Origin of the sequence: Klebsiella ornithinolytica NBRC 105727 = ATCC 31898, from assembly GCF_001598295.1 — a bacterium.
Classification (GTDB): domain Bacteria; phylum Pseudomonadota; class Gammaproteobacteria; order Enterobacterales; family Enterobacteriaceae; genus Klebsiella; species Klebsiella ornithinolytica.
The window spans coordinates 803,657-822,360 of the sequence record NZ_BCYR01000001.1 but is presented as its reverse complement, the minus strand read 5'-3'; the positions used below and the strand labels follow the sequence as shown (position 1 = coordinate 822,360).

13 protein-coding genes and 1 pseudogene are annotated in these 18,704 nt (G+C 55.7%); 8 read left to right on the top strand and 6 right to left on the bottom strand.

Going from position 1 to position 18,704, the window contains the following annotated elements; genetic code table 11:
- Positions 1 to 149 precede the first annotated feature (149 nt).
- From der to ROR01S_RS03625, 3 genes are all read left to right on the top strand, one after another.
- Positions 150 to 1,628, top strand: a complete 1,479-nt coding sequence (gene der / locus ROR01S_RS03635; RefSeq protein ID WP_004866324.1) for a ribosome biogenesis GTPase Der — start codon at positions 150 to 152, stop codon at positions 1,626 to 1,628.
- A 137-nt stretch (positions 1,629 to 1,765) separates the two neighbouring features.
- Positions 1,766 to 2,857 (top strand): Gfo/Idh/MocA family oxidoreductase, encoded by a 1,092-nt coding sequence (locus tag ROR01S_RS03630; RefSeq protein ID WP_064359114.1) that lies wholly within the window; start codon positions 1,766 to 1,768, stop codon positions 2,855 to 2,857.
- A 49-nt stretch (positions 2,858 to 2,906) separates the two neighbouring features.
- Complete coding sequence (locus ROR01S_RS03625; protein ID WP_015583714.1) at positions 2,907 to 3,125, top strand: zinc ribbon domain-containing protein; 219 nt, start codon at positions 2,907 to 2,909, stop codon at positions 3,123 to 3,125.
- Between the two features lie 6 nt (positions 3,126 to 3,131).
- Here the strand turns inward: ROR01S_RS03625 and xseA are convergent, their stop codons facing one another.
- On the bottom strand, positions 3,132 to 4,502 hold the full coding sequence (gene xseA / locus ROR01S_RS03620; protein WP_004866247.1) for an exodeoxyribonuclease VII large subunit: 1,371 nt from the start codon (positions 4,500 to 4,502) through the stop codon (positions 3,132 to 3,134).
- Positions 4,503 to 4,660: 158 nt separating this feature from the next.
- Here xseA and guaB point away from each other — a divergent pair, with 158 nt between their 5' ends.
- On the top strand, positions 4,661 to 6,127 hold the full coding sequence (gene guaB / locus ROR01S_RS03615) for an IMP dehydrogenase (RefSeq protein WP_004866245.1): 1,467 nt from the start codon (positions 4,661 to 4,663) through the stop codon (positions 6,125 to 6,127).
- A 65-nt stretch (positions 6,128 to 6,192) separates the two neighbouring features.
- Entirely contained in the window at positions 6,193 to 7,770 is a 1,578-nt protein-coding gene (gene guaA, locus ROR01S_RS03610) for a glutamine-hydrolyzing GMP synthase (RefSeq protein WP_064359113.1), read from the top strand.
- 64 nt (positions 7,771 to 7,834) lie between these two features.
- Here the strand turns inward: guaA and ROR01S_RS03605 are convergent, their stop codons facing one another.
- Positions 7,835 to 8,827 (bottom strand): nitrilase family protein, encoded by a 993-nt coding sequence (locus tag ROR01S_RS03605; RefSeq protein ID WP_064356779.1) that lies wholly within the window; start codon positions 8,825 to 8,827, stop codon positions 7,835 to 7,837.
- A gap of 94 nt (positions 8,828 to 8,921) precedes the next feature.
- Here ROR01S_RS03605 and ROR01S_RS03600 point away from each other — a divergent pair, with 94 nt between their 5' ends.
- Positions 8,922 to 9,806 carry a LysR family transcriptional regulator gene (locus tag ROR01S_RS03600; RefSeq protein WP_064359112.1) on the top strand — a complete coding sequence of 295 codons (885 nt, stop codon included), beginning with the start codon at positions 8,922 to 8,924 and terminating at the stop codon, positions 9,804 to 9,806.
- A gap of 26 nt (positions 9,807 to 9,832) precedes the next feature.
- Here the strand turns inward: ROR01S_RS03600 and ROR01S_RS03595 are convergent, their stop codons facing one another.
- Positions 9,833 to 11,035 (bottom strand): MFS transporter, encoded by a 1,203-nt coding sequence (locus tag ROR01S_RS03595; RefSeq protein WP_064359111.1) that lies wholly within the window; start codon positions 11,033 to 11,035, stop codon positions 9,833 to 9,835.
- 72 nt (positions 11,036 to 11,107) lie between these two features.
- Here ROR01S_RS03595 and ROR01S_RS03590 point away from each other — a divergent pair.
- A pseudogene (locus tag ROR01S_RS03590) lies at positions 11,108 to 12,027 on the top strand (LysR family transcriptional regulator).
- 42 nt (positions 12,028 to 12,069) lie between these two features.
- On the opposite strand, the gene ROR01S_RS25745 reads toward ROR01S_RS03590, so the two are convergent.
- Positions 12,070 to 12,243, bottom strand: a complete 174-nt coding sequence (locus ROR01S_RS25745) for a YfgG family protein (RefSeq protein ID WP_032686514.1) — start codon at positions 12,241 to 12,243, stop codon at positions 12,070 to 12,072.
- 370 nt (positions 12,244 to 12,613) lie between these two features.
- Here ROR01S_RS25745 and ROR01S_RS03585 point away from each other — a divergent pair, with 370 nt between their 5' ends.
- Positions 12,614 to 14,851 carry a sensor domain-containing phosphodiesterase gene (locus ROR01S_RS03585; protein WP_064359110.1) on the top strand — a complete coding sequence of 746 codons (2,238 nt, stop codon included), beginning with the start codon at positions 12,614 to 12,616 and terminating at the stop codon, positions 14,849 to 14,851.
- Positions 14,852 to 14,893: 42 nt separating this feature from the next.
- Here ROR01S_RS03585 and ppx read toward each other — a convergent pair whose 3' ends face one another.
- Both ppx and ppk1 read right to left on the bottom strand, forming a co-directional pair.
- On the bottom strand, positions 14,894 to 16,432 hold the full coding sequence (gene ppx, locus ROR01S_RS03580) for an exopolyphosphatase (RefSeq protein ID WP_004866210.1): 1,539 nt from the start codon (positions 16,430 to 16,432) through the stop codon (positions 14,894 to 14,896).
- 3 nt (positions 16,433 to 16,435) lie between these two features.
- Positions 16,436 to 18,496: a polyphosphate kinase 1 gene (ppk1, locus tag ROR01S_RS03575; protein ID WP_004866208.1), complete on the bottom strand. Its 2,061-nt coding sequence runs from the start codon at positions 18,494 to 18,496 to the stop codon at positions 16,436 to 16,438.
- Positions 18,497 to 18,704 lie beyond the last annotated feature (208 nt).

The window sequence follows — 18,704 nt, the reverse complement described above, 5'->3', positions numbered from 1 at the left end:
CCGGCAACGCAGCCGGCGGCGACGTTCACTGAGAGACAACGGGTATAGTGCGAATTGAGAAACGGCTCCTGGCAGACAGGGGCCGTTTTGACTTTTTTAAAAACGTCGTTAAATCGATGTTGCATAGCAATTTGTAAGAGGCATTTAACATGATACCTGTGGTCGCGCTTGTCGGGCGCCCTAATGTTGGAAAATCCACGCTTTTCAACCGTTTGACGCGCACTCGTGATGCGTTGGTCGCGGATTTCCCGGGGCTGACTCGTGACCGTAAGTACGGTCGTGCTGAAGTTGAAGGTCGTGAATTTATCTGTATCGATACCGGCGGTATCGATGGCACAGAAGATGGCGTTGAAACCCGTATGGCTGAACAGTCGCTGTTGGCGATTGAAGAGGCGGACGTCGTGCTGTTTATGGTCGATGCGCGTGCGGGCCTGATGCCTGCTGATACCGCGATCGCCAAACATCTTCGCTCGCGTGAAAAGCCGACTTTCCTGGTGGCGAACAAAACCGACGGCATTGATGCCGATCAGGCCATTGCCGACTTCTGGTCGCTGGGTCTCGGGGATATCCATCCGATCGCTGCGTCTCACGGTCGCGGCGTGACCAGCCTGCTGGAGCACGTCCTGTTGCCGTGGGCCGAAGAGATCGACCCGTCGGAAGAGGTCGATGAAGATGCGGCGTACTGGGCGCAGTTTGAAGCGGAACAGAACGGTGAAGAAGCGGAAGAGCCGGAAGACGACTTCAACCCGCAAGATCTGCCGATTAAGCTGGCGATTGTGGGTCGTCCGAACGTGGGCAAATCCACGCTGACCAACCGTATCCTGGGCGAAGACCGCGTGGTGGTCTACGACATGCCGGGAACCACGCGCGACAGTATCTACATTCCGATGCAGCGCGATGAACGTGAATACGTGCTCATCGACACCGCGGGCGTGCGTAAGCGCGGTAAAATTACCGACGTGGTCGAAAAATTCTCGGTCATCAAAACGCTGCAGGCCATTGAAGATGCCAACGTGGTGATGCTGGTTATCGATGCGCGTGAAGGGATTTCCGACCAGGATCTTTCTCTGCTCGGTTTTATCCTCAACAGCGGCCGTTCGCTGGTGATTGTGGTCAACAAGTGGGATGGCCTGAGCCAGGAAGTGAGAGAGCAGGTTAAAGAGACGCTGGACTTCCGTCTGGGCTTCATTGACTTTGCACGTATCCACTTTATCTCCGCACTGCACGGCAGCGGCGTAGGTAACCTGTTCGAATCCGTACGCGAAGCGTATGACAGCGCGACCCGTCGCGTCGGGACGGCGATGCTGACCCGTATCATGACCATGGCGGCAGAAGATCATCAGCCGCCGCTGGTGCGTGGTCGTCGCGTGAAACTGAAATATGCCCATGCCGGCGGTTATAACCCGCCGATTGTGGTCATCCACGGTAATCAGGTAAAAGATCTGCCGGACTCCTATAAGCGTTACCTGATGAACTACTTCCGCAAGTCGCTGGACGTAATGGGTACGCCAATTCGTATCCAGTTCAAAGAAGGGGAAAACCCGTTTGCCAACAAACGCAATACCCTGACGCCGAACCAGATGCGTAAGCGTAAACGCTTGATTAAACACATCAAGAAAAGCAAGTAATCCAGTAATAGAGAAACCCGCCGCTGGCGGGTTTTTTTTATCTCGTAACAACTCGCGACATTGGTGAATCCACGTTCGCCGCCCGTTCGATGTGTATAATACCCATATTATTTCCACCGACTTACTGGCAGGTCACTATGCAGACTGGATTTGTTGGGCTGGGCGCGGTAGTCGAAACCGCTTATCTTCCCGCGCTGAGGCATTTGGGGATCCTCATGAACGAATGCTGGGGTTTCGATGCGAATCCTGGCAGAAGATTACCGGGAATAACCCGCTGTGCGTCACTAGCGGCAGTGCTCGGAAAGCCGTTAGATCTGCTATTTATCACCACCGCGTCGTTGCAGCATCTTCCGGTGCTGGAGGCGGCGCTGGCATCAGCCTGTCCGCGCATTGTGGTGGAAAAACCGGTTGTTGCGACTCTTGAACAAATGACCCGTCTGCGTGAGCTGCTCAGCGAGCCGCAGCATGCGCGGCGGGTACTGGCGCTCGATCACTGGATGGCGCGGGACGGTGCGCTGAAGCTGGCATTGGGTGAGCTGGACGAGCGCTGGCAGGGGGAAGATGCGGCGCAGCCCCGTCGGCCTCTGCTGTCATCAATCCAGGATATCGCCCGTATTGACGGATTTTTGCAGGAGCCCAGCGGATTTAACGACCAGGGCGAGCCCGTGGCGCTCAATTTTGCCACCGGTGAGCCGGATACGCGCCAGCTGCGTCATCCTGACGGCGTGATTCTTGATATTGGTACGCATGTGCTGGCGATGCTGCGCGAAACAATCCGCTACTGTGGTGGGACGGATGAGATGCACCTTGAAGTCCGGCAGGTCAGCGATCGCCTGGGTCATGCCATTGCCCGGGGAGATACGCAAACCGCGGAAGGCAAGGCCCATCTGCAGGGGCAACTCAGCGGCATCCCGCTCAATATCTGGCTGAGCAAATATGCCGGACCGGCGGGAGGACAAAAAGGGCTGCGCATCTGGCTACGCGATGGGCGCATTATCAATCAGGACCGGCGCGATAATTGCGAAGTGGTGGAGCTGATTGCTGGCGATCGTATTGAGCGCTGGCGGCGTCCGGGCGCTATCTATGAGCATTGCCTGGGCGAGCATATTCTGGGAAAAGAGAGCCTGTTTGTTCGCGCTCCCGAGGAAGTGTCCCGGTTAACGCAGCGACGGATCAACGAAGTGGCGCTCTTGCTTGAGCTACAGCAGCAATTGCGTGGGCCACACTGAACCACCGCCGTGGTAAACTGGGCGGAAGAACATTCGGTAAGGAATCATCATGGAACTTGCATGCCCCATCTGTCGCGCGCCGTTGGCAGTAGAGGATCAGAATGCGCACTGTCAGCACTGTGCGAAAGCGTTTGCCCTGCAAGCCCGCTGCCCGGATTGCCACAAACCGCTGGAGGTTTTAAAAGCGTGTGGCGCAGTGGATTATTTTTGCCAGAACGGGCACGGGCTGATTTCGAAAAAACGCGTGGAGTGGGCGGCGGTAGAATAACCGTTGTTACTTTTTCTTCGCCCGGGTTTTCTTCACGGGCGTAATCGTTTTGACTTCGCTTGCGACCCAGCCGTCATTTAAACGAGTGGTCAGCATATCGCCTGCCTTCACCTGTTTGGTTTGCTTCAGCACTTTGCCGTCGCTGGCTGAGGTGACGCTATAGCCGCGGGCCAGCGTTGCCAGCGGACTCACCGCCTCCAGATGGGTCACCGCGTTGCCGAAGCGCTCGCGGCGCTCGCTTAAACGCGAACGGATGCTCTCGGCGAGGCGGTATTCGAGTTGCTGAATGCGCGACTGATGACGGTGGATGCGCGGCTGCGGGTTTTGCATGTTCAGACGCTGAATGACGCGTTGTTGACGCTGATCGGCGCGTTTCATCTGCGTCTCAAGCGCAAGGCGCATTCGCTCCCGTAGCCTTTCCAGCGCCGTTTGCTGGCGCACTAATCGTAGCTGCGGATGCTGTTGCTGAAGACGATGGAACAGCTGGGTAAAACGACGGTGACGGTTGGCGATAAAATAGTCCATCGCCATTTCCAGACGCTGCTGTCCGGATTGCAGCTGGCGCAGCAGCTCCTGCTGATTGCGGCTGACAATCTCTGCGGCCGCTGAAGGGGTTGGCGCCCGCAGGTCGGAGACAAAATCGGCGATGGTGACGTCGGTTTCATGGCCGACGGCGCTGACGACCGGGATGCGGCTGGCAAAAATCGCCCGCGCTACCCGCTCATCGTTGAAGCTCCATAAATCTTCCAGAGAACCGCCGCCGCGGCCAACGATCAGCACATCGCACTCTTCGCGAAGGTTGGCTAATTCTATGGCGCGAACGATTTGCCCTGGCGCATCGTCGCCCTGAACCGACGTGGGGTAGATAACGACCGGCAGCGACGGATCGCGTCTTTTCAGCACGTGCAGAATGTCGTGTAGCGCCGCGCCGCTTTTCGAGGTGATGACGCCCACGCAGCGCGCAGGGGAGGGGAGGGCTTGCTTATACTGCTGATCGAAAAGACCTTCCGCCGCCAGCAGCGCTTTTAGCTGTTCATACTTTTGCTGTAACAGCCCTTCGCCGGCAGGCTGCATACTCTCAACGATAATCTGATAGTCGCCGCGCGGCTCATACAGGGTGATATTGGCACGCACCAGTACCTGCTGGCCGTGCTGCGGGCGAAAAGTGACCCGACGGTTGCTGTTGCGGAACATCGCGCAGCGCACCTGGGCGTTATCGTCTTTTAAGGTGAAGTACCAGTGGCCGGAAGAGGGCTGGCTGAAGTTGGAGATCTCGCCGCTGATCCAGACCTGACCCATTTCCTGTTCCAGAAGCAGGCGAACCGTCTGGTTTAGGCGGCTGACCGTGAAAATTGCAGGGGATTGAGATGGTAACATGTGAGCAAGATCAAATTTTAAATCAGCAGGTTATTCAGTCGATAGTAACCTGCTGATGGACGATCGCAAGTATTATTTTCAAAAAAGGGTAGATGCAATCGGTTACGCTCTGTATAATGCCACGGCAATATTTATCCACCCTGGTCGAGATATTGCCCATGCTACGTATCGCTAAAGAAGCTCTGACGTTTGACGACGTCCTCCTCGTTCCCGCTCATTCTACCGTTCTGCCGAATACTGCCGATCTCAGCACCCAGCTGACGAAAACCATTCGTCTGAATATTCCTATGCTCTCCGCAGCCATGGATACCGTAACAGAAGCGCGCCTGGCAATTGCCCTGGCACAGGAAGGCGGCATCGGCTTTATTCACAAAAACATGTCCATCGAGCGTCAGGCGGAAGAAGTTCGCCGCGTGAAGAAACATGAGTCCGGCGTGGTTTCCGATCCGCAGACCGTACTGCCTACAACCACCCTGCGTGAAGTAAAAGTGCTGACCGAGCGTAACGGCTTTGCCGGTTATCCGGTAGTGACCGAAGACAACGAACTGGTCGGTATCATCACCGGTCGCGACGTTCGCTTCGTGACCGACCTGAACCAGCCCGTCAGCGTTTACATGACGCCGAAAGAGCGTCTGGTTACCGTGCGTGAAGGCGAAAGCCGCGAAGTCGTGTTTGCCAAAATGCACGAAAAACGCGTTGAAAAAGCGCTGGTTGTTGATGCTGGCTTCCATCTGCGCGGCATGATTACCGTTAAAGATTTCCAGAAAGCGGAACGTAAGCCGAATGCGTGTAAAGATGAGCATGGTCGTCTGCGCGTCGGTGCAGCGGTTGGCGCAGGCGCGGGCAACGAAGAGCGCGTAGATGCGTTGGTTGCTGCAGGCGTTGATGTTCTGCTGATCGACTCCTCCCACGGCCATTCTGAAGGCGTTCTGCAGCGCATTCGTGAAACCCGCGCTAAATATCCTGACCTGCAAATCATCGGCGGTAACGTGGCTACCGGCGCCGGCGCGCGTGCCCTGGCTGAAGCGGGCGTGAGCGCGGTGAAAGTAGGTATCGGCCCTGGTTCTATCTGTACTACCCGTATCGTCACCGGCGTTGGTGTCCCGCAGATTACCGCCGTCTCAGACGCGGTTGAAGCGCTGGAAGGTACCGGCATTCCGGTTATCGCCGATGGCGGTATCCGTTTCTCCGGCGATATCGCCAAAGCAATCGCTGCTGGCGCTGCTGCCGTGATGGTCGGCTCCATGCTGGCGGGCACCGAAGAGTCCCCGGGTGAAATCGAGCTCTACCAGGGGCGTTCTTACAAATCTTATCGCGGGATGGGTTCTCTGGGTGCGATGTCCAAAGGCTCCTCTGACCGTTACTTCCAGAGCGACAACGCCGCGGACAAACTGGTGCCGGAAGGTATCGAAGGCCGCGTTGCTTATAAAGGTCGCCTGAAAGAGATCATTCACCAGCAGATGGGTGGCCTGCGCTCCTGTATGGGGCTGACCGGTTGTGGTACCATCGACACCCTGCGTACTAAAGCGGAATTCGTGCGTATCAGCGGTGCTGGCATCCAGGAAAGTCACGTTCACGACGTGACGATCACCAAGGAATCCCCGAACTACCGCATGGGCTCCTGATTTTCATCGCCCGGTCATGCGCCGGGCGATTTTATTTAATCGCTACTGCTCTGGAATAAACGTCAATGACGGATAACATTCATAAACATCGCATTCTAATCCTGGACTTCGGTTCTCAGTACACCCAGTTGGTTGCGCGTCGCGTACGTGAATTAGGGGTGTATTGCGAGCTGTGGGCCTGGGACGTAACGGAAGCTCAGATTCGTGAGTTCAATCCTAGCGGCATCATTCTTTCCGGCGGCCCGGAAAGCACCACTGAACATAACAGCCCGCGCGCGCCGCAGTATGTTTTCGAAGCCGGTGTACCGGTGTTTGGCGTTTGCTACGGTATGCAGACTATGGCAATGCAGCTGGGCGGCCACGTAGAAGGCTCTAATGAGCGCGAGTTCGGCTATGCGCAGGTTGAAGTTGTTACCGATAGCGCGCTGGTGCGCGGTATCGAAGACTCCCTGACCGCTGAAGGTAAACCGCTGCTCGACGTCTGGATGAGCCACGGCGACAAAGTCACCGCGATCCCGTCTGACTTCGTAACCGTTGCCAGCACTGAAAGCTGCCCGTTTGCCATTATGGCGAACGAAGAAAAACGCTTCTATGGCGTGCAGTTCCATCCGGAAGTGACCCACACCCGTCAGGGTATGCGTATGCTGGAGCGCTTCGTGCGTGACATCTGCCAGTGTGAAGCTCTGTGGACGCCGGCAAAAATCATCGACGATGCCGTTGAGCGTATCCGCCAGCAGGTTGGCGATGGCAAAGTGATCCTCGGCCTCTCCGGCGGCGTGGACTCCTCCGTGACCGCCATGCTGCTGCACCGCGCTATCGGTAAAAACCTGACCTGCGTCTTCGTGGACAATGGTCTGCTGCGTCTGAACGAAGCCCAGCAGGTTATGGACATGTTCGGTGACCACTTCGGTCTGAACATCGTTCACGTGGAAGGCGAGAAGCGCTTCCTGGACGCGCTGAAAGGCGAGAACGATCCGGAAGCCAAACGTAAAATCATCGGCCGCGTGTTCGTCGAAGTGTTCGACGAAGAAGCGCTGAAGCTGGAAGATGTTAAATGGCTGGCGCAGGGAACCATCTACCCGGATGTCATCGAATCCGCAGCGTCTGCAACCGGTAAAGCACACGTCATCAAATCTCACCACAACGTGGGCGGCCTGCCGAAAGAGATGAAAATGGGGCTGGTTGAACCGCTGCGTGAGCTGTTCAAAGACGAAGTGCGTAAGATTGGTCTGGAGCTGGGCCTGCCGTACGACATGCTGTACCGTCATCCGTTCCCGGGGCCGGGTCTCGGCGTTCGCGTACTGGGCGAAGTGAAGAAAGAGTACTGCGATCTGCTGCGTCGTGCGGATGCTATCTTCATCGAAGAGCTGCATAAAGCTGACCTGTACAACAAAGTGAGCCAGGCGTTCACCGTGTTCCTGCCGGTCCGCTCTGTCGGCGTAATGGGCGATGGCCGTAAGTACGACTGGGTCGTTTCCCTGCGTGCGGTCGAAACCATCGACTTTATGACCGCCCACTGGGCGCACCTGCCATATGACTTCCTTGGCCGCGTTTCCAACCGCATTATCAACGAAGTGAACGGCATTTCCCGCGTCGTCTATGACATCAGCGGCAAGCCGCCGGCAACCATCGAGTGGGAATAACTCCCCGACGTGGTTAAACGAAGCCCTCTGTTTTATCAGGGGGCTTTTCTTTTTGACCGCCGGATTAATGCTGAGTGTTATCGCTGAACTGCGGCACTTCCGTTGAGAAACGCGCGCTGCGGGCATCGCGTTCATAACCCTGATTCTGGCTCAGAATCGCATAGAGCTCGGGGCGTCTGCCGTGAATCCAGCGTCGGCCTGTGGACATGGCCAGCAGGTTTAAATCCAGCGTGGTGCAGACCAGGGTGTCTTCAAACGCATCGGTCTCGGCAATAATGCGGCCATAGGGATCGATAATCATCGCATTTCCGGTACGCACCTCCCCGTTGTCCAGCCCGACGCCATTGCTGAATAAGATAAACATCCCATTATCATGCGCTCTTGAGGGCAGCCAGCGGAGCAACCATTCCCGACCGTTACGGCCCTGAAATGCGGCTTTCAGCGCGTCAGGATCCTGATACCGGTTCTGCCAAAGGGCAACGGGAACGGGCTTCATCCCGAACGGGCTGCGGGAGTTCGTGCCGCCGGTTTGATGGGGGGCCAGCAGAATATCCGCGCCCAGCAGCGCGGTAGCCCGGGCATTTTCCGTCAGGTTATTGTCCCAGCAGATCAGAACGCCAACTTTCACTCCCCACGGCGTATCGAAGACGGTGAAGCGATTCCCCCGGTCTATCGCCGGATGTTCAAAGGCGTGCAGCTTGCGGTGGATATGCCTCTGGCCATCCGGCATACAAACGACGTAGGTGTTATACAGGCGATCGTCACTCGCTCTTTCAATCAGCCCTACGCCAATCGCCATCTCATAACTTTGCGCCAGGCGTGCAATTCTCGCCAGGGAAGGACTGTCGTCAATGGTCTCGGCCAGCGAGCTTACCTCCTCGGCGCTGAGATCGATAACGTGCCAGTAGCCGGTAATGCACATTTCGGGAAAGGCCAGAATGCGGGTCCCTTCGCCGGCTGCCTGATGAATAAAGCGTTCCATAATGCCCAGGTTATAGGACTTATCATTAGCGCGGTGGCAGAACTGTACCGTAGCCACCTGGAGTTCGTTGTTCATAGGTCTCTTCTCGTTGCGAAAAACTGAGCTCATTACGCCAGCAGAGACACAGGATGTATAATCACGCTTTCTCCGCGTTTGATAAGGGACTGGAATGGACATCAGATTAATACGGGCGTTCGTCACTCTGGCCCAGTTGCGACGCTACCATGCGGCGGCGGAGCGGCTTTGTTTGACCCAGCCGGCGCTGACGAAACAAATCCAGACCCTGGAACATCTGACGGGCATGACTCTTTTTCAGCGGGGGCGGCAGGGAGCACAGCTGACCGCGGCGGGGGAGGCTATCTATTCTCAGGCCTGCCATTTTGTAGCGCAGCATGACCAGTTTTGTGCCTGGACGGAGCAGGTCCGGCGCGGAAACGTCGGCACGCTGGCGCTGGGGTTCGGCATCTCAACCTTCCAGCTGGCCCCGGCGCAAGTTAAAGCCTTTCGCCAGCAGTTTCCCGATATTGAGGTCTCCCTCAACGATATCGCTTCCCACGAGCAGTATCGAATGTTACTGGAGGGGCAGCTGCATGCCGGGTTCGTGCGGATGCCTGTTCCGGAGGCGCTGGAGGCCCGGGCGCTGATGGAAGAGAGCCTGGTGCTTGCCGTGCCCGCTGGCGCAACGGAGGCGCTCCCGGATATCGCCTCGGTGCTCCGACAGTTCCCGCTGCTGCAAATTAACCCACGGCGCGGCCGGGGGTTAGCAGAGCAAACGGCGCATTTCCTGCAAATCAACCGCCTGTCCGCTGACATCGTGGCGGATGCTGACGATATTCACACCCTGCTGGCGCTGGTTGCCGCCGGAAATGGTGTTGCGCTGCTTCCTGCCGGCGCATGTCATCTTCTGCCGGCAGGCATAAAGCTCGTTACCGTGACGGGGGAGGGCACGCAATGGCAGGTTGGCCTGGCCTGGAATCCTCAGGCGGCGGACGCCGTCCGCGATCGTTTTATCGCAATGGTCTGTCGGAAAAACGGGGAGATACCTCCTCGCTAAGGGGCGTGCAGGTATCGCCATGAAGCTCAGGAATCAATGGCTGCCGGCATCGTCTCGGGCGGCCGACGGGACTGGCTCCGGGCAATGGCGAGCGCCAGCGCGGCGACCACCAGCGTCAGCGCAGCGGAAAAACCTAAGCTTCCCTGAACCCCGAACTGCTGAGTTAACCAGGCGTAGGCAAACGGGGAGGCGGCAGCCAGCAGCTGGGCGGGGATCAACAGGATACCGGTGCGTCTGGTGTAATCCTCGGCGGCAAAAAGCTCTAGCGGTAGCGTGGCTTTAAATACCGTCGTTAACCCATTGATGGCGCCATAGCCCAGCACAAATCCGCCGGCGGTGCCGAGGAGATAAGGCCCGCTCAGGCCAAGGGCGAAACAGACCGGCATCAGCAACGTGGTCAGCAGCGTAAGTCGAAGCGGCGTGAGCACCGAACCCGAGGCGACCTCCAGAAAGCGGGCGCCGGTCTGGCCAATGCCCCAAAGCATCCCCGCCGCCACCGGCAGACCGTAGTGGGCGATAAATTCCGGCAGGTGGGTGGAGGTTCCATTAGAAACAAATGTCACCAGCGCGATCAGCGCCGCATACAGCAGAGCAACCTGTCTCTGCTGGCGGGAAGCGGGCCGGTGCGCTTCTGGCCGTATCGCCGCGGGTCGCCTGGCATTCGGCATTCGCCAGAGCAGCAGCGCGCTGAACAGACCCAGCAGGGCATAAACCAGCAACGCCTCCCGCCAGCTCATCATCGTCAGCAAAAATGCGCCCAGTGGCCAGAACAGAGCGGAAGCCAGGCCGCCAGCCAGCGTCACGCGGGAAATGGTGCGTCTTGCCTGCTGACCGTAAAGATTCACCAGCGCGGCAAACAGCGTATCATACAGCGCCAGACGCATTCCGATACCGGTAAGTAGCCAGGCGCCCAGCCAACCGGAGAGAGTCGGTACGGCCGCCATGATGAAGCATCCTGCGGCGATCGCCAGCGTGCCGCTGACCACAATGTGCTGGCCGCCAAACCGGGCCAGCAGGCGGGCGACAAACGGGGAGATCGACGCCATTATCAACATGGCGATCGTCAGGCCGAGGTAGATTTGCGTCGTTGGCCAGCCGGTGTCCTGCTCGATAGCCCGGGAAAAAGTGCCCGGCATATAAAATGAGATCCCCCAGTTAATCAGCTGATTGCATCCAGCGGCAAGCGTCAGCATGCCGGACGCGGCGCGTCTGTTTTCCATATTTTTCATCGTATCTCAGTCTGTTATGCAGTTGCCGGTAGCATAACCTGCGCGCTATTGTGCAGGCAGACTCGTTGGTTTATGACCCTTATAAGAGAAACTTTGAGATGACGACGCTTAATCTGGGACATCTGGCTACTTTCCGGCTGGTGGTACAGCGGGGGAGCTTCTCGGCTGCTGCGGATGTCCTGGGGCTATCGCAGCCCGCGGTCAGCCTGCAGGTACGTCAGCTGGAACAGTTTCTGCAGACCCGGCTGATTGAGCGGACCGGACGGGGGATTAAAGCGACGGCGGCCGGTATGGCTCTGCTGGCTCACGGTGACAATATTGAACGGGCGGTCAGCGCGGCGGTACTGTCGGTGAGCGAGTTTAATCGCGAAATCAGCGGCGCGATAACGCTCGGAACGGGGGCCACGGCCTGCATACATCTTTTACCGCCGGTCTTACAACAGCTGCGGCAGGCGCATCCGCTGCTGACGGTAGGCGTGACGACCGGAAATACGCTGGATATCGTGCGCGCCGTGGAGGAGAACCGACTCGATCTCGGACTGGTCACGCTTCCGGCCCACGGGCGCAACCTGGCAATAGATCCGCTGGTGGATGAGGAGTTTGTGTTTATTTTTGCCTGTGGACAGGATGCGCTGCCGCTGGAGCTGACGGCGGAAGTGCTGCAGGCGCTGCCGCTGATTGCCTTTGAGGCCGGGAGCGGAACCCGGGAGCTGATTGATGGCTGGTTTCGTGCCAGCGGGCGGGATATTTCGCCGGTGATGCAGCTGGGCAGCATTGAAGCCATCAAGCGAATGGTGCGCGCCGGACTGGGATACAGCATTGTTCCACGCATGGCGGTGGCGCATCATGACGATCGGCAGGGGTTACGCGTTCAATCGCTGACGCCACTACTCCACCGTCAGTTGGGGGTCGTGATGCGTCAGGATAAAATTCTCAGCAAAGGGATCGGCGAGATGCTGCGCCTGCTGCGAGAGGTGCAGTTTACCGTTTAAAGCAATGTTATGCCGTACTGGCTGGCACCGTAATGTGCTGGCTTATTCCCGCGGCGTGGTATCAACCGGGAGCGTCGATTGCTGGGACTCGATCTTGTCCTGATGATGATACCAGGCGCCAATAGAAGAGTAGACAAAGCGTCCAAAGAAGAAGATAAAGCTGATAAGCAGTACGATACGGGTCATGCGACGGTTAAATCGATGTCGTTTACGCATACTGGGTGCCTGACTCACAAAAGGTTCCTTGAGGTATACCCACAACTGGGGCGATAAGGGTATTAAGGCACAGGAATGCAGCAGGGTCAATTGATGGGGATGTAAAAATCCGCCGCTCAAACATTACTTAATGTTATGTAAGATAATTATCACATTCACATCCTTTTTCTTTCATTCGAACAGACGCATAAAAATAAGCTTTATTAATCATAGCTAAAAGATTTATTGATTTATATCAACAGTCCGCGTGTGCTGATAACTAAAATCTCTTGCCTGTTCCGCGTAGGTATTCCTTATGCGGCTAGGATGGTTAGGTTGGATGCCTACCTGAATATACCCAGCGGGAATTTGGGTTATCTGTAGAGCATCAATGAAAATAATTAAACAATACAGACTGTATCGGGATAAATGGTGGGCGCTTCCGCTGATTTTACCCCTGCTTTTACTGCCTCTGGCGCGAGGGGCAAATTCCTATGCCGTGCTGGATGGTAGTGAAGTTTCGCTTTACTATTTACCGTTGGCGCTGGTGCAGAGTCTTATGCTGTTTTTTGATGTGGCAGCGCTGCCCGGTATTATCATCGGTCTGCTGTGCACCGTGGCCCGGGGAATGAATCCGTGGGAGGCGATTGTGGTCGTTTTCCATTTTCTTATCCCGGCGGTTTTGTGCTGGGGCGGCTATCGGATTTTTGTGCCGCGCCGCCAGCATATTTACCACGGTAACGTGAGCCTGATGCCGTATCGCCTGTTCTGGCAGATGCTGCTGCCATCGCTCATTTTTCTCATACTTTCTCAGATTGCCGAGTATCTCGGCATGCATCCGCGGACGACGGGGCTGGCCGGGATCGATCCGCTAAGTTTACGCTCCCTGATTACTTTTCAAGCCTTGATGGTAGGCGGTTTAACCGGCGTTCCGCTGTGCTATTTATTGATTCGTATTCTTCGCAATCCTTTTTATCTGCGTAGTTTTATTTCACAGGCGAAGTTACAGGTTGATCCAAAAATAAAATGTGGTGAATTTGTTTTATGGTCGATAACATTGTTAATGTTATTGGGTTTGTTATTAATACCGCTGAATGGTCAGAGTACGATATTTAGCACAAACTATACATTGTCATTACTCATGCCGGTAATGTTGTGGGGCGCGATGCGCTTTGGCTATCGCTGTATCGCAATGATTTGGACGCCGGTTTTAATCATCATTATTCACTTTCATTATCGCTATTTGCCTTTCTCTCCGGGATATGCCCATCAGCTGACCATAACCTCTTCGAGCTATCTGGTGTTCTCTTTTATTATTACTTATATGGCCATGCTGGCGACCCGGCAGCGTCTGATTCATGCCAGGGTACGGCGGATGGCTTTTCTCGATCCGGTTGTCCATATGCCCAATTTACGGGCGCTGAGTCGGTCGTTGGACAGCGCAATGTGGTCGGTGCTGTGCTTTTTACGCATTCCTGAGCTGGAGCTGCTGGGGCGCCATTATGGCGTTATGCTGCGTATTCAATATAAACAAAAACTGGCTGAACATCTGGGCGACTTACTCCAGCCGAACGAGGCCGTTCACCATCTGGCCGGACACGATCTGGTGCTCCGTCTGAACAGCGGCGATCATAAGGCGCGCATTGCCGCGCTGGATGAACGTATCCAACGGTTTCGCTTTATCTGGGACGGTATACCTCTGCAGCCCGCGGTAGGGATTAGTTACTGCAGCGTGCGCTCACCGGTGAAGCACCTCTATTTGCTTTTAGGCGAGCTGAATAACATTGCTGATATGTCTCTGACCAGCGGCCAGCCAGAAAATATGCAGCGTCGCGGGGCTATACATATTCAGCACGGCTTACGGGATAAAGTGGTGATGATGAACCAGATCCAGCAGGCGCTGGAGCAGAACCATTTTTGTCTGATGGCGCAGCCGATCGTCGGTATTCGCGGTGACAACTATTATGAAGTTCTGCTGCGTATGGCGGGAGATGACGGGGAGCTTATTTACCCGGATGATTTCCTCCCGGTGGCGCATGAGTTTGGCCTGTCATCCCGTATTGACCTGTGGGTACTGGAGAATACGCTCGCCTTTATGAACCAGCAGCGGACAATTTTACCCGGTCTGCGGCTGGCGGTGAATCTTTCGCCGGTCTCCGTCAGCCGGAGCCAGTTTCCCGGCGAAGTGGAGCGGCTGCTGGCGCAGTATCATGTTGAACCGTGGCAGTTATTATTTGAGTTAACGGAAAACCACTCGCTCAGCAACCCTGAGCAGGCACGGCAAACGCTGGCGCATTTGCAGGCGCTGGGATGTCGGGTGGCGATCGATGACTTTGGTACCGGCTACGCCAGCTACGCGCGCCTGAAAACGCTGAACGTTGATCTGCTGAAGATTGACGGTAGCTTTATTCGTAATTTGCACTCCAGCAGTCTTGATTACCAGGTCGTGGCATCGATTTGCCATCTGGCGCGGATGAAGAATATGCAGGTGGTGGCGGAGTGTGTGGAAACGCCGGAGATTCGACAGGCGGCGCTGTCATTGGGGATTGATTATCTGCAGGGGTACGAGATTGGCCAGCCGGTTCCACTGGCGTCTCTGGTGACGGCGGTAACGGCTGAAGCGAGCTGATGGGGAAGAAGCGGGCCGGGTGAGAGCAACCCGGCCTCGGGACTAGTTTTTGCTTTCAGGCTCTTCTTCGGCGATTTTCAACAGCCAGTCAGGCACGCCTTCCCAGTACTGCTGCTCTTTTTCCAGATCGAGCAGCACCAGCGCATTCTGGCTGAACCAGTCATGCGGGAAGATCAGCGTCCAGTGATTGGCTTCGGTCTTCAGCCTGAGCGTGGGCGGTGTGGTGGTCGCCTGACGCTGGTTATTCAGCAAAATACCCAGGCGTAAAAGCTGAATGAGCGGCAGAAACTGCTTTTTCTTAAACAGCGTAAAGCGGGGCAAATCATCCAGTTTGATCGCTTTACGGTGATAGCGAACCAGCGTAGCCATCAGCATCTGCTGCTCCTGATTGAAGCCCGGCAAATCGCTGTTTTGCAGAATATAAGCCGAGTGGCGGTGCATTCCGCTGTGGTTAATATTCAGCCCCACTTCGTGCAGCATTACCGCCCATTTCAGCAACGCCGACAGATTCGGGTTGTCCAGTTTGGGGTTCTGTTCCTGCCACTGTTCGAATATATGGGTGGTCGTTTCCAGTACCCGACGCGCCTGCTCACGGTCAATGTTGTACTGGTTTGCCAGACTTTGCGCGGTGCGGCTGCGGATATCCTGATGGCGAAAACGTCCCTCCATCTCATACAGCACGCCTTCACGCAGCGCGCCATCGGACAAGCGCAGCTCTTTGATCGCCAGCGCATCGAAAACGCCGCAGAGGATAGCCAGCCCAGGAGCAAACACCGCTTTGCGTTCTTCCGACAGACCCGGCAGGCTGAGCGCGTCAAAGTTTTTATACTTCAACACTTCATCCACCAGCATTTCAAGGCGTTCCGGGGTGATAAAACCATCTTTCTCACCCATGGCGACCAGCACTTCCTGCGCAGCTTTAATGGTGCCGGATGCGCCCAGCGCCACATTCCAGCCCTGGATGCGGAACTGCCACGCCAGCGTTTCCAGCTTCTGCACCGCCGACAGACGCGCGCGCTGGAAATTCTCTTTGTTGATGGTGCCGCCGGGGAAATAGATCTGCGAGAAGCTGACGCAGCCCATACGACGGCTCTCAACCAGACGCGGTTCGAAATCCTCGCCAATCACCAGCTCCGTCGAACCACCGCCGATATCAATGACCAGCTTACGGCCACGTTCCGGCTGCGTATGTTCGACGCCCATAAAGATCAGGCGCGCTTCTTCGTTACCGGAGATTATCTCTATCGGATAGGGAATCACCTTTTCCGCGCGCTTGAGAAATTCCGCGGCGTTGGCGGCCTGACGTAAGGTGTGTGTCCCGACGATGCAGACGCTGGAGGGAGAAAAACCCTGCAGGCGTTCGGCAAACAGCGACAGGCAATTGAGCCCACGGGCGATCGCCTCTTCGCTGAGCACGGAGTTTTCATCCAGTCCATCGGCCAGGTGAACCCGCTGTTTCAGGCGACCGATGATCTGCATGGCTCCGTCGACGACGCGGGCGATCACCATATGAAAACTGTTTGAACCAAGGTCGACCGCAGCGAACTCCTGCGGACGAGGGGTTTTTTCGTTTATTGGCATAGGTTAGTCGGGTTGTTCGAGTGATTTGAGATAATCGTAAATCGCCAGCTGTGCGCGCACTTTACGGCGATTGCCGCGCGGCACATAGCGATTACTCAGTTCTTTATCAAGATAGCGTGCTTTGACCGTATCGTTGAATAAGAGATCAAAAATATCCAGTACGCGCTGCTTCAACCGCGGATCCAGCAGCGGCGCGGCGACCTCAATACGGTAATCAATATTGCGCGTCATCCAGTCAGCAGAGGAGAGCCAAACCTGTTTGTCGCCGCCGTTTTCGAAAACATAGACGCGGTCGTGCTCAAGGAAACGATCGACGATACTGGTGACGCGAATATTTTCGCTGATCCCTTCCAGCCCAGGAATCAAAGAGCACATGCCGCGAATCAACAGGTTAACGGGAACCCCGGAGCTTGACGCGGCATAAAGTCGATCCACCAGTCCTTTATCAACCAGGTTATTCAGCTTCAGCGTGATGCCAGAAGGCTGACCGTTCTGGGCGTTGGCGATTTCTCTGTCGATCATTTCATACAGCAGGCGGCGCGAGTTCTGCGGCGAAACCAGCAGGTAATCGAAGCTCACCGGGCGATATGGATTTTCGATAAAGTTAAAGACGCGGCGCACTTCATTGGTGATACGTGCATCTGCCGTCAGCAACGAATAGTCGGTGTACAGACGGGCGGTTTTTTCGTTGAAGTTGCCGGTCCCGATATGCGCGTAGCGGACGACTTCCTCTCCCTCTTTACGCGAGATCAGGAATAGCTTGGCGTGAATTTTCAGCCCTGGCGCAGAGAAGATAACGTGGACGCCGGCTTCGGTCAGACGCTTCGCCCAATGGATATTGGCTTCTTCGTCGAAACGCGCCTGAAGCTCCACCACCACGGTGACTTTTTTGCCGTTATGGGCTGCGTGGATCATCGAATCGATGATCCGTGAGTCTTTGGCAACGCGATAAATGTTGATTTTGATTGCCAGCACGCTCGGATCGAATGAGGCCTGGCGCAGCAGCTCCAGCACGTGCTCAAAGGTATGATACGGGTAGTACAGCAGCACGTCGCGTTCGCGAATAGCGTCAAACCCGTTGCGGAACTTATCAAACCAGGTGTGGCGCAGGCGCGGCAGCGGCTTGTTGACCAGATTGGCCTTACCGACGTTCGGGAAGCCGATAAAGTCTTTAAAATTATGATAGCGCCCGCCTGGCAGCATTGAATCGTAGCGTGAAATGGAGAACATCTCGCGCAGCATTTCCACCATGGTGTCCGGCATATCGCGCTGATAAACAAAACGCACCGGTTCCGCCGTCAGACGCTGCTTCAGACTCGAAGACATCAGCTCCATCAGGCTCGACTCCATCTCGTGCACCAGATCGTACTCGGCGTCGCGGGTCATTTTCATCGAGTAGGCGTTCAGCGCATCGTAGTCAAAGAAGCCTTTAAAGATATCATCCAGGCAGTAACGCAGGATGTTATCAAGCAGGATCATTGGTTTGCGGCGACGCGGTGCTTCCGGCGGCAGATTGACAAACCGCGGGACTTTATCTGACGGAATCTCCAGCAGGGCGTAATTGATGGTTTCCCCGCGGATGATTTCGACCGCCAGATAGGTGTAATCATCTTTCAGGAACTGGATCAGATCCGTTTCTGGGTTAATCAGGATCGGGGTGATGTGCTGACGCAGGTACTGTTTAAAATAGTTGCGTAGCCAGGACTGCTGATTCACCGAAAGCTGGCGTTCATTGATCAAAAAGATCTGGTTACGCGCCATCTCCAGCAGCAGCTCATTATACAGGCTGTCAAATTCCTGATCGGCCTTCAGAACGCGGGCCTGAATTTTGCCTAACAAATGGCGAGAATGGGCGGTACTCCCTTGTTCTTCGCTAATTATGATACGGCGCTTAAGTTCAGCGAAGCGCACTTTATAAAATTCATCGAGGTTGTTGGAGTAGATGCCCAAAAAGCGCATGCGCTCAATCAGTGGATTGCTTTTATCCGCCGCTTCCTGAAGTACGCGTTCGTTAAAGGACAACCAGCTGAGTTCTTTCTCGATATATAGCTTTTCCTGGCCCATTACAACTCACACTCCGGTTGATTGATGTTGCTTTTTCATTATGGCGAGCTTTGCCATTGAATGTCCAACTATGTCAAAGAAGTATGACAGTTTTCTTTCAATCTGCTGTGAACAAAAACGGTGGCGAGCAAGTGCCGATATTGTGTGCAAAACGAGGCTGTGCCTGGAGATAAACCGGGCAAAAATCATCGCTGATTTAAACAAAACA

What these genes read in the sequence shown, in the direction of transcription:
- der (WP_004866324.1), top strand. Translation starts at nt 150, where the DNA reads ATGATACCTGTGGTCGCGCTTGTCGGGCGCCCTAATGTTGGAAAATCC.
- ROR01S_RS03630 (WP_064359114.1), top strand. Translation starts at nt 1,766, where the DNA reads ATGCAGACTGGATTTGTTGGGCTGGGCGCGGTAGTCGAAACCGCTTAT.
- ROR01S_RS03625 (WP_015583714.1), top strand. Translation starts at nt 2,907, where the DNA reads ATGGAACTTGCATGCCCCATCTGTCGCGCGCCGTTGGCAGTAGAGGAT.
- xseA (WP_004866247.1), bottom strand. Translation starts at nt 4,502, where the DNA reads ATGTTACCATCTCAATCCCCTGCAATTTTCACGGTCAGCCGCCTAAAC.
- guaB (WP_004866245.1), top strand. Translation starts at nt 4,661, where the DNA reads ATGCTACGTATCGCTAAAGAAGCTCTGACGTTTGACGACGTCCTCCTC.
- guaA (WP_064359113.1), top strand. Translation starts at nt 6,193, where the DNA reads ATGACGGATAACATTCATAAACATCGCATTCTAATCCTGGACTTCGGT.
- ROR01S_RS03605 (WP_064356779.1), bottom strand. Translation starts at nt 8,827, where the DNA reads ATGAACAACGAACTCCAGGTGGCTACGGTACAGTTCTGCCACCGCGCT.
- ROR01S_RS03600 (WP_064359112.1), top strand. Translation starts at nt 8,922, where the DNA reads ATGGACATCAGATTAATACGGGCGTTCGTCACTCTGGCCCAGTTGCGA.
- ROR01S_RS03595 (WP_064359111.1), bottom strand. Translation starts at nt 11,035, where the DNA reads ATGAAAAATATGGAAAACAGACGCGCCGCGTCCGGCATGCTGACGCTT.
- ROR01S_RS25745 (WP_032686514.1), bottom strand. Translation starts at nt 12,243, where the DNA reads ATGCGTAAACGACATCGATTTAACCGTCGCATGACCCGTATCGTACTG.
- ROR01S_RS03585 (WP_064359110.1), top strand. Translation starts at nt 12,614, where the DNA reads ATGAAAATAATTAAACAATACAGACTGTATCGGGATAAATGGTGGGCG.
- ppx (WP_004866210.1), bottom strand. Translation starts at nt 16,432, where the DNA reads ATGCCAATAAACGAAAAAACCCCTCGTCCGCAGGAGTTCGCTGCGGTC.
- ppk1 (WP_004866208.1), bottom strand. Translation starts at nt 18,496, where the DNA reads ATGGGCCAGGAAAAGCTATATATCGAGAAAGAACTCAGCTGGTTGTCC.